We start from the raw sequence: 11,159 nt of genomic DNA, 5'->3' as shown, positions 1-11,159 counted from the left end.
AGCTAGAAGCTAGAAGCTAGAAGCTAGAAGCTAGAAGCTAGAAGCTAGAAGCTAGAAGCTAGAAGCTAGAAGCTAGAAGCTAGAAGCTAGAAGCTAGAAGCTAGAAGCTAGAAGCTAGAAGCTAGAATACTCGGGCCGACGCTTCGGCTTGTCTATCTATTTCGACCTTATACAGGCATGGCTCGTCCAGCCGGCTCCGAAGCCCAACCACCGTCCAACCACGGCAGCCCGCGACTCGGGCTGCTTCCGGCTTCCAGCTTATGGCTTATGTCGGCTTATTCGTATTCATCCATCCAGGCCATGATCACGGCCTCGAGAATGCGTTCGTTGGAATGAGCGGGATCGTCATCAAAGTCTTCCAGCTCGCAGATCCACTGATGCAAGTCGGTAAAACGCACCGTCTTGGGATCCGTGTCCGGATACGCCTCCAACAGGGCCAGGGCGATGTCCTGGCTGTCTATCCACTTCAGACTCATGGCTCCTCCCGGGTCAGTGACCTTCCGATACCATATTCACCGTATATTTGGGGATTTCAACCACCAGATCCTCATCGCTGATCCTGGCCTGGCAGCCGAGACGCGATTCCGGCTCCAGCCCCCAGGCCTTGTCCAGCATGTCGTCTTCCAGCTCGCTGCTTTCTTCCAGCGAGTCGAAACCTTCGCGCACTATCACGTGACAGGTGGTACAGGCGCAGGACTTCTCACAGGCGTGTTCAATACCAATGCCACTGCGCAAGGCTACGTCCAATACGGTTTCCCCGGTAGCGGCGTCAACGGCGGCCCCTTCGGGGCACAGCTCTGCATGGGGCAGAAAAATAATCTTGGGCATCTTTACACCTTATCAACACGTTGGCCGGCGAGGGCCTTGCGAATAGAGGCATCCATCCGGCGGGCGGCGAACTCCGCCGTCCCTTTGTCGGTCTGCTCTATCGCCTGCTTAATGGTTTCTACATCACTGCCTTCGGCCGCCTGGCGCAAAGCCTCGACGGCGGCAAGGATCTCGGCTCGTTCCTGCTCGTTCAGCAGGCCCTGGCCGTCGGCGGCCAGGGCACTGACGATATTTTCAATCACCCGCGCCGCTTCCACCTTCTGCTCGGCCAGCATGCGGGCGGCGATGTCCTCCTGAGCGTACTGGAAGGAGGCCTTCAGCATGCTGGCGATCTCATCTTCCTGCAGGCCGTAGGATGGCTTGACCTCGATGGACGCCTGTACCCCGGAGGATTTTTCCATGGCGCTGACCGACAGCAGGCCGTCGGCATCGACCTGGAAGGTCACCCGGATATGGGCGGCGCCGGCGGCCATGGGGGGAATATCGGTCAGGTTGAAACGGGCCAGGGAGCGGCAGTCCGCCACCAGCTCGCGTTCCCCTTGCACCACATGGATGGCCATGGCGGTCTGGCCGTCCTTGAAAGTGGTGAATTCCTGGGCCCGGGCCACCGGGATGGTGGTGTTGCGTGGGATGATCTTCTCCACCAGGCCGCCCATGGTCTCGAGCCCCAGCGACAGCGGGATCACGTCGAGCAGCAGCATATCGCTGTCCGGCTTGTTACCGATCAGCACATCGGCCTGGATGGCGGCGCCGATGGCCACCACCTTGTCCGGATCCAGGCTGGTCAGCGGCTCGCGGGCGAAATACCCGCCCACCCGCTCACGCACCAGCGGCACCCGGGTGGAGCCGCCCACCATCACCACCTGCAGCACCTCTTCCGCCGTCACGCCGGCGTCCTTCAGGGCGCGGCGGCAGGCCATCAGGGTCTTGTTGACCCAGGGAGCGATCAGCGCCTCGAACTCGGCCCGGGTCAGTTCCCCCTGCCAGCCTTCCCAGCTCAGGGACACCCGCTCGCGGTCGGTCAGCGCCTGCTTGGCGGCACAAGCCGTGTCCAGCAGGTTGCGCTGCTGGGTCGGGCTCAGTTCGGTAATACCGGCTTGTTGCTGGATCCAGTCGGCCAGCGCATGGTCGAAGTCGTCGCCGCCCAGGGCGGAATCACCGCCGGTGGCCAGCACCTCGAACACCCCCTTGTGCAGGCGCAGAATGGAGATATCGAAGGTACCGCCGCCCAGATCGTAGACTGCAATCACCCCTTCCTGGCCGGAGTCCAGGCCATAGGCGATGGCGGCGGCGGTGGGTTCGTTGAGCAGGCGCAGTACCTCGAGGCCGGCCAGGCGGGCCGCGTCCTTGGTGCCCTGGCGCTGGGCATCGTCGAAGTAGGCCGGCACCGTGATCACCGCGCCCTGGACGGGACTGCCCAGGCTGGACTCGGCCCGCCGGGCCAGGTGCCGCAGGATCTCGGCCGACACCTGCACCGGATTGACCGTGCCTTGGGGCGTGTTGAGCTCGATCATGCCGCTGCCGGTGTCGTTGAAGGCATAGGGCAGCTTGTGGCGGGGAATATCCGCCAGCGCCTTGCCCATCAGCCGCTTGACCGAGACGATGGTGTTCTGCGGATCCAGCTCGGCTTCGACCTTGGCGTCATAACCCACCCGCAGGCCGTCCTCGAGGTAATGCACCACCGAAGGCAGCAGCGCGCGCCCCTGCTCATCGGGCAGGGTTTCGGCCAGGCCGCTGCGCACCACGGCCACCAGCGAATTGGTGGTGCCGAGATCGATGCCGACGGCCCATTTGTGTTCGTGCGGGGCCGCGCTCTGGCCCGGCTCGGAAATTTGAAGTAATGCCATGGAGTTCAGAATTCCTGCTGCGCGTCTTCCAACCGCTCGAGTTCGGACTGCAGCTTGGTCATGAATTTAAGTTTGCGTACCGTATCCGCCGCCGCCGGCCATTGATACTCGCCCAACTGCCCCGCCAGCTCATGGTACAGCGCATCGGAAGCCTGGCTCAGCTCGCGTTCGAAGGAGAGGATGGCGGCACACACATCGGGCGCTTCCGGTATGGTTTCAAGCTGCTCGCGCCATTCCATCTGTTGCATCAGGAAGGCGGGATCCTTGAGGGTCTGCTGTTCGCCGCGGATATCGGTATCGTGCAGGGAAAGCAGGTATTCCGCCCGGTTCAGCGGTTGCCTGAGGGTGGAAAACGCATCGTTGATCTGGGCGGCACGCTGTACCGCCAGCAGGCGCTCCCGCTCGGGGCGGGCGGCGAATTTATCGGGATGGAACTGCATCTGCAGCTGGCGGTAGGTGTCGGCCAGCGTCTGGGTATCGAGTGCGAATTGCTCCGGCAAGCCAAACAGCTCAAAGTAATTCATGCCGATATCCTTAAACGTTGAAACTTTCGCCGCAACCACATTCCCCGTTCACGTTGGGGTTGTTGAATTTGAAGCCCTCGTTCAGGCCTTCTTTGACAAAGTCCAGCTCGGTCCCATCCAGATAGACGAGGCTTTTACTGTCGACGATCACCTTTACATCGCCATGCTCGAACACCTGGTCGCCTTCGGACAACTCGTCAACGAATTCCAGTACATAGGCCAGGCCGGAACAGCCGGAAGTCTTGACCCCCAGCCGCAATCCCACGCCCTTGCCCCTGTTGCTCAAGAATGTATGCACCCGTTGGGCTGCTGCATCGGTAATGGTGATCGCCATAATGTCTCCGCCTTACGCCAGGTTCTTCTTCTTCTTGTAATCGTCAATCGCCGCCTTGATGGCATCCTCCGCCAGAATGGAGCAGTGGATCTTCACCGGCGGCAGGGCCAGTTCTTCGGCGATCTGGGTGTTCTTGATGCTGGCCGCCTCGTCCAGGCTCTTGCCCTTGACCCACTCGGTGATCAGCGAGCTGGAAGCGATGGCGGAGCCGCAACCGTAGGTCTTGAACTTGGCATCTTCGATAATGCCGTCGTCGCTGATCTTCAGCTGCAGTTTCATCACGTCACCGCAGGCCGGTGCACCGACCATGCCGGTAGCCACGTTGGGGTCGTTCTTGTCGAAACCGCCCACGTTGCGGGGGTTTTCATAGTGATCTATTACTTTTTCGCTGTAAGCCATGATGTAAAACTCCTCACCAATCCTTTAATCCGTTAGACACCTTTAATGGTGTACCCACTCAACTTTTTCCAGGTCCACGCCGTCCTTGAACATCTCCCACAGCGGAGACATGTCGCGCAGGCGGCCGATGGCCTCGTTGACCAGGCGCACGGCGTAATCAATTTGTTCTTCCGTGGTAAAACGGCCGATGCTGAAGCGGATGGAGCTGTGCGCCAGCTCGTCGTTCAACCCCAGGGCACGCAGCACATAGGAGGGCTCCAGGCTGGCGGAGGTACAGGCCGAGCCGGAAGACACCGCCAGATCCTTGAGCGCCATGATCAGCGACTCGCCTTCCACATAGGCGAAGCTGATGTTGAGAATGCCCGGTACCCGCTGCTCCAGGTCGCCGTTCACATAGACTTCTTCGATGTCTTTCACGCCATGGTACAGACGATCGCGCAGCGCCCGGATGCGCTCGCCTTCGGTCTGCATTTCTTCCCTGGCGATACGGAAGGCCTCGCCCATGCCCACGATCTGGTGGGTGGCCAGAGTACCGGAGCGCATGCCGCGCTCGTGGCCGCCGCCGTGCATCTGGGCTTCCAGCCGTACCCGCGGCTTGCGGCAGACGTAGAGGGCGCCGATGCCCTTGGGGCCGTAGACTTTGTGGGCGGACAGGGACAGCAAATCGATGTTCATGTCCTGTACGTCGATGGCGGTCTTGCCCGCGCTCTGGGCGGCATCCACATGGAACATGATCTTGCGGCTGCGGCACAGCTCGCCGATGGCCTTGACGTCCTGGATCACGCCGGTTTCGTTGTTGACATGCATGATGCTCACCAGGATGGTGTCGGCACGCATGGCGCCTTCGATCTGCTCCAGGCTGAACAGGCCGTTGGGCTGGGGATCCAGGTAGGTCACTTCGAAGCCTTCACGCTCCAGCTGACGGCAGGGATCCAGCACCGCCTTGTGCTCGGTCTTGGAAGTGATGACGTGCTTGCCTTTCTTGCCGTAAAAATTGGCGATGCCCTTGATGGCCAGGTTGTCGGACTCGGTGGCGCCGGAGGTAAATACGATCTCGCGCGGATCGGCGTTGATCAGCTCGGCGATCTGGTTGCGGGCGATGTCGACCGCTTCCTCGGCTTGCCAGCCGAAGCGGTGCGAGCGGGAAGCCGGGTTACCGAAAATACCGTCCGCGGTCAGGTATTGCATCATTTTTTCGGCGACGCGAGGGTCTACCGGGCAGGTAGCCGCATAGTCGAGATAAATGGGCAGTTTCATCATATTCTCCGTTCCAACGCTGCCCTGTTCGGCAGTCTTGTCATCGACATTTAAAGTTGAACTTTCAGGCTCACTTGCTGTTGCCCGGATTCACCCAGGGTCAGCATGTTCAGGTTATTGTCTTGCTGCCCGGAAATACGCCGGACATCTTTCTGGTTGACCAGCTCCGCCAGGCTGATGCCATCGAGGAAATTACTGATCCGGTCACTGAGCGCACACCACAACGAGTGGGTCAGGCACTGGTTTCCGCTCTGGCAGTCGCCCTTGCCCTGACACTTGGTGGCATCCACCGACTCATCGACGGCGGCAATCACCGCGCCCACCGAAATGGCGGAAGCCTGCATCCCCAGCAGATAGCCGCCACCGGGGCCGCGCACGCTGCTGACCAGCCCCTGCTTGCGCAGACGGGCGAACAATTGCTCGAGGTAAGACAGGGATATTCCCTGACGCTCGGAGATGTCGGCCAGGGATACCGGGCCCGATTCGGCATGCAGTGCCACATCCAGCATGGCAGTGACCGCGTAACGCCCTTTTGATGTCAGTCTCATGAATGTAAACCGTTTCCAGACATGCCGTCAGGGTGTCATACCCGAGTGTTTCAGTCAAGTATTTGTCCGACTAAAACGGTCGACTATTCAGACTCCTGCCGCTCCAGTCGCTTCTGTACCGAGGTCAGGATGCCGCGCAGTATGTTCAGCTCATGTGACTCGGGCCGGGCCCGGTTGAACAGCCGGCGCAGCTTGGTCATCACCTGGCCCGGATGAGGCTGGATGATAAAACCGGTATCCAGCAGGGTCTGCTCCAGATGCCGGTAAAACCGCTCCAGATCCTCCGCCAGCGGGTATTCCTGCTCCACCGGCGCCACGGGCTCCAGTGCCAGCCAGGCCATGCGTACTTCGTAGCTCAGGGTCTGCACCGCCATCGCCAGGTTGAGCGAGCTGTATTCCGGATTGGCGGGAATGGCCACGTGGAAATGGCATTGCTGCAGTTCCTCGTTGCTGAGCCCGGTCCGTTCCCGCCCGAACACCAGCGCCACCTTGTGCCTGGGCGCTTCCGCCATGGCCTTCTCGCCGGCCTCGCGGGCATCGAGCATGGGCCAGGACCAGGTGCGGGAACGGGCGCTGGTGCCGATCACCAGGCCGCAGTCGGCCACCGCCTCGGCCAGGGTCGGCACAGTGCGGGCGCGGGCCAGGATGTCGCTGGCGCCGGCCGCCAGGGCCACCGCCTGGCCATCCGGCAGGGTAACCGGGTCGACCAGCCACAGTTCACCCAGGCCCATGGTTTTCATGGCCCGGGCGGCAGAGCCGATATTACCGGTGTGCGAGGTGTTCACCAAAACGATACGTACTTGCTCAAGCATATCCACGGGGTCCCACTGTGCTTAAGGCGCAGGATTCTAGCACAGTCATGATGCGGGATCAGGTGTTATCCTCCGGGCCGGGCTCCGCTTTTGGTCGAAGGCGATGACTCGGCCCGCTGCAGGATCGCCGCCAGCAGTTGCAGCAGCCGCCGCAGCCAGGCCGGCTGCAACCCGGGCTCCAGCCGGTCGAGCAGGTTCTTGCACTCCAGCCCGAGTTCGGTGTCGCCGGTGATCAGCAGCCGGCGCTGGAAGAACAGGGTATCCGGATCCCGCTGCCCGGCACTGAGCCGGATCAGGTCGTTCAGCCCGCAACGGATCACCACGTCGGCCTCGCTGTCCGGCAGCAGGCTGAGACGCTCCCCGACAAAGCTCAGGGTCAGCCGGTAGTCCAGATCCGGCACCCACAGCTGCAGCCGGCGCTGGTGCAGGAAGTCCAGTTCCCCCTCCCGGATCGGCTCGGCCAGAACCCGGTTGAGCACCGCCTCGACCACCGGCGACTGCAGCCGGCGGGGCAGGTAATGCAGCGGCTTGCCCAACAGGGCCGGTCCGCGCCGGCTGATCCGGGTGCACAGGTGCTGCAGCATAAGAGACTCCTCGACAGACAAAACGCCATCAGAACACGACGCGCCCTTTCGCTTCCTGCGCCAAATCAAATCACCTCGATTTTGTTTCAAATCAAATGCCAATTAACCAACCCTGCTTAGACTGACCGCCTTCTGAACCGGAGTGAACATTATGGAACTACTCTGCCCCGCCGGCAGCCTGCCGGCGCTGAAGGCGGCCGTCGACCAGGGTGCCGACGCCGTCTATATCGGTTTCAAAGACCAGACCAACGCCCGCCACTTCGCCGGCCTGAATTTCACCGAACGCGGCCTGCAGCAGGGCGTGGACTACCTCAGGCGCCACCGGCGCAAGCTGCATGTGGCCATCAACACCTTCGCCCATCAGGGCAATGAAAGGCTGTGGCGGGGCGCCGTGGATCAGGCGGTGGCCCTGGGCGCCGACGCGCTGATCATCGCCGATACCGCCATCCTCGCCTACGCCGCCCGCACCTACCCCCGGGCAGAGCTGCACCTGTCGGTACAGGCCAGCGCCACCAACGCCGCCGCCATCCGCTTTTTCCGGGAGCACTTCAAGGTCCGGCGGGTGGTGTTGCCACGGGTGCTGTCGATCCAGCAGGTGCGCCAGATAGCCAGGGATACCGACGCCGAGCTGGAGGTGTTCGCCTTCGGCAGCCTGTGTATCATGGCCGAAGGGCGCTGCTACCTGTCTTCCTACCTCACCGGAGAAAGTCCCAATACGGTAGGCGCCTGCTCCCCGGCCCGCTTCGTGCGCTGGGAGGAAAACGGCGAGCAACTGGAGTCGCGCCTGAACGGAGTGCTGATCGACCGCTTCGCCGAGGGCGAGCAGGCCGGCTACCCCACCCTGTGCAAGGGCCGCTTCGAGGTGGACGGCAAGCCGTACCACACCCTGGAGGAGCCCACCAGCCTCAATACCCTGAGCCTGATCCCGGATTTGGCCCGGCTGGGGGTCAAGTCGGTCAAGATAGAGGGTCGCCAGCGCAGCCCCGCCTATGTGGCCGAGGTCACCCGGGTCTGGCGCCAGGCGCTGGATGCCTTTCTCGCGGCGCCCGAAGGCTATGAGGTTCAGCCTGCCTGGTCACAGCGGCTCGACGGGGTCTGCGAAGGCAGCCAGAGCACCCTGGGTGCCTTTCATCGCAAATGGCAATAGGAGCGGACATGCAACTTCACCTCGGACCCCTGCTGTTCTTCTGGCCCAAACAACAGGTGGAAGACTTCTACCGGGCCGCCCTGGCCACCCCCTGCCGGCGCATCTATCTGGGCGAGACCGTCTGCCCCAAGCGGCGGGAGCTGAAAACCGCCGACTGGCTGGCGCTGGCCCGGGAGCTGAATGCCGCCGGCAAGGAGGTGGTGCTGTCCACCCTGGCGCTGATCCAGTCGCCGGCGGAGCTGCTGACCATCAGGAAACTGTGTGACAACGGCGACCTGCAGATCGAGGCCAACGATCTGGGCGCGGTACAGCTGGCCCATGAACACCATCTGCCCTTCGTCGCCGGCCCGGCGCTCAACGTTTACAACCTGGACACCCTGCGACTGCTGCTGGACCGGGGCATGACCACCTGGGTGCCGCCGGTGGAGCTGTCGCGCAGCTGGCTGCTCGATATTCACCGGGCGGCGGAGGCGGCGGGCATCAGATCCCGGTTTCAACTGGAGGTGTTCGGCTACGGCTACCTGCCGCTGGCCTACTCGGCCCGCTGCTTTACCGCCCGGGCGGAAAACCGGCCCAAGGACGAGTGCGAGCTGGTGTGCATCAAGTATCCCGCCGGCCGCCGGGCCAACACCCAGGAAGGCCAGCCGGTGTTCAACCTCAACGGCATCCAGACCCAGTCCGGCTACTGCTACAACCTGATCAACGACGTGGCGGGCATGCGGGGCTGGGTGGACGCGGTGCGCCTCAGCGCCCACAGCCCCGAGTGCCTGGATTGGACAGGACGGTTTTCGGAGCAGGTCGGACAGCCCCGCCCTTACCCGCTCGCCTCCCGCTTCTGCAACGGCTACTGGAACCAACTGTCGGGCATGGAATGGCTGCCGTCACCGGCGGGAATGGAGGTGGAATAGCCGAGGGGGCCAAGGCCCCCTCGCTTATCGCTTCAGCCGGGCCTGCTCGCCGAGCAGGTCCAGCTCCAGCAGGGAATAGCGGTGTTCGACGAAGTCGTAGATATTGGTGGCCAGGGCCAGCTTGAAGTAAACCGCCGCCTGCTCCGGCTGCTCGTTGCGCTGGGCCTGCTTGGCGAGATAGAAGTAGGCTTCGCACAACCGCTCGGCCAGCTCCTGGTTGTCCGCACTCTCCTCCGCGATGCGGTTGAGCAACTGCTCGTCGGTCACCTTGCCGAGGTAAACGTTGACGATATCCCAGGCCCATTCGTCGGTGCCGAATTGCTGCTGGTGCGCGATCAGGCGATCGCGGGCCTGCTCGGGATCGCTCTGCTCCAGCGCCAGGTACCACCACAGCAGCCGGTAGGGATCGCTCGGATCTTCATCGAGGAAGGTCTTCAGATCCCGCGCCGCCAGCCCGGGCCGCCCGCCGTAATAGAGGGCGATACCCCGGTTGAGATTGGCATAGGCATAATCCGGCGCCAGCTCCAGGGCCGAGTCGAAGGCCTCATAGGCCTCGTCGAACTCCTGGTTCTGGGTCAGGTAGACGCCGTTGAGGTTGTAGGCGTCGGCAAAGTCCGGCCGCTCCCGCAGCGCCCGGTTGAAATCCAGTCTCGCCATGGCGCGCAGCCCCACCCGGTCGAACACCACGCCGCGCTGAAAGAACAGCTCGGCACGCTGTTCGGGCGTTAATTGAGGGGAATTCAGCAACTGCCCCAGGCGGGCGATGCCCAGCTCGCTTTCATAGGACACCTGCATCGGCACCGGCAACACCAGGGTGGGAGTAACCACCTGGGGCGCACTGCAACCGGCCAGCATTACACTAATCAGGGCTAGAGGGCCGAGCAAAAATCTGTCGTTCAAGACGGCTCCGAACTTGTCTTATTATGACCACATGTTATGCAGCTCCACGACGTTTGTCATGTTGCAAATGCATTTCACAACAAAAAGGGGCACAACGGGCCCCTTTGCAATAACACCTTACGGCAGCGGCTCCTGGTCCGCCCCTTCCTTCTCCACCTGCGGCGGCAGCATGTGCTCCCGCTGCACCCCGAGCAGCATGGCCCAGGCACTGGCGATGTAGATGGACGAGTAGGTACCGAAGCCGATACCCAGCAGCAGGGCGGTGGCAAAACCGTGGATCAGCGCTCCCCCCTTGAGGAACAGCGCCACCACCACCACCAGGGTGGTGGCCGAGGTGATCAGGGTCCGGCTCAGGGTATCGGTAATGGCCTCGTCGAACACCTGGGCGGTGGTGGTGTCGCGCACCCGGCGGAAGTTTTCCCGTACCCGGTCGAACACCACTATGGTGTCGTTGAGCGAGTAGCCCACCACCGTCAGCAGGGCGGCCACTATGGTCAGGTCCACCTCGATCTGCAGCCAGGAGAACACCCCCAGGGTGATGATCACGTCGTGGGCCAGGGACAGCACGGCACCGGAGGCCAGCCGCCACTCGAAACGCATGCCCACGTACACCAGGATGCACAGCAGCGCCACCAGGATGGCCAGGCCCCCCTGTTCGGCCAGCTCTTCGCCGATGGCCGGGCCGACGAACTCCAGCCGCTTCATCTCGGCGGACGGCGATACCTGCTGCATGGCCGCCAGCACCGACTCGCCCTGCTGCTGTACATCCACGTTTTCCTGCGGCGCCAGGCGGATCAGCAGATCCCGGCTGGTGCCGAAGTTCTGCACCGTGGCACCGGGCAGTCCCGCCTCGTTGAGGCGGTCACGCACCTGGTCCAGTACCACCGCCTGCTCGAAGGCCACTTCCACCACGGTGCCGCCGGTGAAGTCCAGGCCCCAGTTCAGGCCGCGGGTGAACAGGCTGAAGAAGCACAGGGCCACCAGCACCAGGGACAGCACGGTGGCCGCCCTGGAGTAGCGCATGAAGCGGATGGGCGCGTTGGTCTTGAGGATCTCAAACATCGGTTATTT

The 11,159-nt window shown here is 62.6% G+C and carries 14 protein-coding genes; 2 read left to right on the top strand and 12 right to left on the bottom strand.

The window, feature by feature from the left end; translation table 11 throughout:
* Positions 1 to 275: 275 nt before the first annotated feature.
* The 10 genes from iscX to ubiT all read right to left on the bottom strand — a co-directional run bounded on the left by iscX (position 276) and on the right by ubiT (position 7,133).
* Positions 276 to 476, bottom strand: coding sequence for a Fe-S cluster assembly protein IscX (gene iscX / locus C7H85_RS13335; protein ID WP_106730189.1), 201 nt, complete (start codon positions 474 to 476; stop codon positions 276 to 278).
* A 13-nt stretch (positions 477 to 489) separates the two neighbouring features.
* Positions 490 to 828 carry an ISC system 2Fe-2S type ferredoxin gene (fdx, locus tag C7H85_RS13330; protein WP_106730188.1) on the bottom strand — a complete coding sequence of 113 codons (339 nt, stop codon included), beginning with the start codon at positions 826 to 828 and terminating at the stop codon, positions 490 to 492.
* A gap of 2 nt (positions 829 to 830) precedes the next feature.
* Positions 831 to 2,675, bottom strand: a complete 1,845-nt coding sequence (hscA, locus tag C7H85_RS13325) for a Fe-S protein assembly chaperone HscA (RefSeq protein WP_106730187.1) — start codon at positions 2,673 to 2,675, stop codon at positions 831 to 833.
* A 5-nt stretch (positions 2,676 to 2,680) separates the two neighbouring features.
* Entirely contained in the window at positions 2,681 to 3,199 is a 519-nt protein-coding gene (hscB, locus tag C7H85_RS13320; RefSeq protein WP_106730186.1) for a co-chaperone HscB, read from the bottom strand.
* Between the two features lie 10 nt (positions 3,200 to 3,209).
* Positions 3,210 to 3,533, bottom strand: coding sequence for an iron-sulfur cluster assembly protein IscA (iscA, locus tag C7H85_RS13315; RefSeq protein ID WP_106730185.1), 324 nt, complete (start codon positions 3,531 to 3,533; stop codon positions 3,210 to 3,212).
* A 12-nt stretch (positions 3,534 to 3,545) separates the two neighbouring features.
* Positions 3,546 to 3,932, bottom strand: a complete 387-nt coding sequence (iscU, locus tag C7H85_RS13310; RefSeq protein ID WP_106730184.1) for a Fe-S cluster assembly scaffold IscU — start codon at positions 3,930 to 3,932, stop codon at positions 3,546 to 3,548.
* 42 nt (positions 3,933 to 3,974) lie between these two features.
* Positions 3,975 to 5,189: an IscS subfamily cysteine desulfurase gene (locus tag C7H85_RS13305; protein WP_106730183.1), complete on the bottom strand. Its 1,215-nt coding sequence runs from the start codon at positions 5,187 to 5,189 to the stop codon at positions 3,975 to 3,977.
* Between the two features lie 50 nt (positions 5,190 to 5,239).
* On the bottom strand, positions 5,240 to 5,737 hold the full coding sequence (iscR, locus tag C7H85_RS13300) for a Fe-S cluster assembly transcriptional regulator IscR (RefSeq protein ID WP_106730182.1): 498 nt from the start codon (positions 5,735 to 5,737) through the stop codon (positions 5,240 to 5,242).
* 83 nt (positions 5,738 to 5,820) lie between these two features.
* Positions 5,821 to 6,549 (bottom strand): tRNA (cytosine(32)/uridine(32)-2'-O)-methyltransferase TrmJ, encoded by a 729-nt coding sequence (gene trmJ / locus C7H85_RS13295; protein WP_106730181.1) that lies wholly within the window; start codon positions 6,547 to 6,549, stop codon positions 5,821 to 5,823.
* Between the two features lie 65 nt (positions 6,550 to 6,614).
* The gene (gene ubiT, locus C7H85_RS13290; RefSeq protein ID WP_106730180.1) at positions 6,615 to 7,133 is read right to left on the bottom strand and encodes a ubiquinone anaerobic biosynthesis accessory factor UbiT; all 519 of its coding nucleotides are present in this window, start codon (positions 7,131 to 7,133) and stop codon (positions 6,615 to 6,617) included.
* A gap of 151 nt (positions 7,134 to 7,284) precedes the next feature.
* On the opposite strand from ubiT, the gene ubiU reads away from it, so the two are divergent.
* Both ubiU and C7H85_RS13280 read left to right on the top strand, forming a co-directional pair.
* Entirely contained in the window at positions 7,285 to 8,280 is a 996-nt protein-coding gene (gene ubiU / locus C7H85_RS13285; RefSeq protein WP_106730179.1) for a ubiquinone anaerobic biosynthesis protein UbiU, read from the top strand.
* Between the two features lie 8 nt (positions 8,281 to 8,288).
* Complete coding sequence (locus tag C7H85_RS13280; RefSeq protein WP_106730178.1) at positions 8,289 to 9,188, top strand: U32 family peptidase; 900 nt, start codon at positions 8,289 to 8,291, stop codon at positions 9,186 to 9,188.
* A gap of 24 nt (positions 9,189 to 9,212) precedes the next feature.
* Here the strand turns inward: C7H85_RS13280 and nlpI are convergent, their stop codons facing one another.
* Together nlpI and secF are read right to left on the bottom strand one after the other, a co-directional pair.
* Positions 9,213 to 10,088: a lipoprotein NlpI gene (nlpI, locus tag C7H85_RS13275; protein ID WP_281257633.1), complete on the bottom strand. Its 876-nt coding sequence runs from the start codon at positions 10,086 to 10,088 to the stop codon at positions 9,213 to 9,215.
* A 117-nt stretch (positions 10,089 to 10,205) separates the two neighbouring features.
* Entirely contained in the window at positions 10,206 to 11,150 is a 945-nt protein-coding gene (secF, locus tag C7H85_RS13270; protein ID WP_106730176.1) for a protein translocase subunit SecF, read from the bottom strand.
* Positions 11,151 to 11,159: the final 9 nt, after the last annotated feature.

This window comes from Zobellella endophytica (genome assembly GCF_003012775.1).
Lineage (GTDB): Bacteria > Pseudomonadota > Gammaproteobacteria > Enterobacterales > Aeromonadaceae > Oceanimonas > Oceanimonas endophytica.
The sequence above is the reverse complement of the archived record's forward strand: the minus strand, read 5'-3'. Positions and strand labels throughout refer to the sequence as shown.

Excerpts from the sequence above, each read along its gene's own strand:
- iscX (WP_106730189.1), bottom strand. The coding sequence starts at position 476 with ATGAGTCTGAAGTGGATAGACAGCCAGGACATCGCCCTGGCCCTGTTG.
- fdx (WP_106730188.1), bottom strand. The coding sequence starts at position 828 with ATGCCCAAGATTATTTTTCTGCCCCATGCAGAGCTGTGCCCCGAAGGG.
- hscA (WP_106730187.1), bottom strand. The coding sequence starts at position 2,675 with ATGGCATTACTTCAAATTTCCGAGCCGGGCCAGAGCGCGGCCCCGCAC.
- hscB (WP_106730186.1), bottom strand. The coding sequence starts at position 3,199 with ATGAATTACTTTGAGCTGTTTGGCTTGCCGGAGCAATTCGCACTCGAT.
- iscA (WP_106730185.1), bottom strand. The coding sequence starts at position 3,533 with ATGGCGATCACCATTACCGATGCAGCAGCCCAACGGGTGCATACATTC.
- iscU (WP_106730184.1), bottom strand. The coding sequence starts at position 3,932 with ATGGCTTACAGCGAAAAAGTAATAGATCACTATGAAAACCCCCGCAAC.
- C7H85_RS13305 (WP_106730183.1), bottom strand. The coding sequence starts at position 5,189 with ATGAAACTGCCCATTTATCTCGACTATGCGGCTACCTGCCCGGTAGAC.
- iscR (WP_106730182.1), bottom strand. The coding sequence starts at position 5,737 with ATGAGACTGACATCAAAAGGGCGTTACGCGGTCACTGCCATGCTGGAT.
- trmJ (WP_106730181.1), bottom strand. The coding sequence starts at position 6,549 with ATGCTTGAGCAAGTACGTATCGTTTTGGTGAACACCTCGCACACCGGT.
- ubiT (WP_106730180.1), bottom strand. The coding sequence starts at position 7,133 with ATGCTGCAGCACCTGTGCACCCGGATCAGCCGGCGCGGACCGGCCCTG.
- ubiU (WP_106730179.1), top strand. The coding sequence starts at position 7,285 with ATGGAACTACTCTGCCCCGCCGGCAGCCTGCCGGCGCTGAAGGCGGCC.
- C7H85_RS13280 (WP_106730178.1), top strand. The coding sequence starts at position 8,289 with ATGCAACTTCACCTCGGACCCCTGCTGTTCTTCTGGCCCAAACAACAG.
- secF (WP_106730176.1), bottom strand. The coding sequence starts at position 11,150 with ATGTTTGAGATCCTCAAGACCAACGCGCCCATCCGCTTCATGCGCTAC.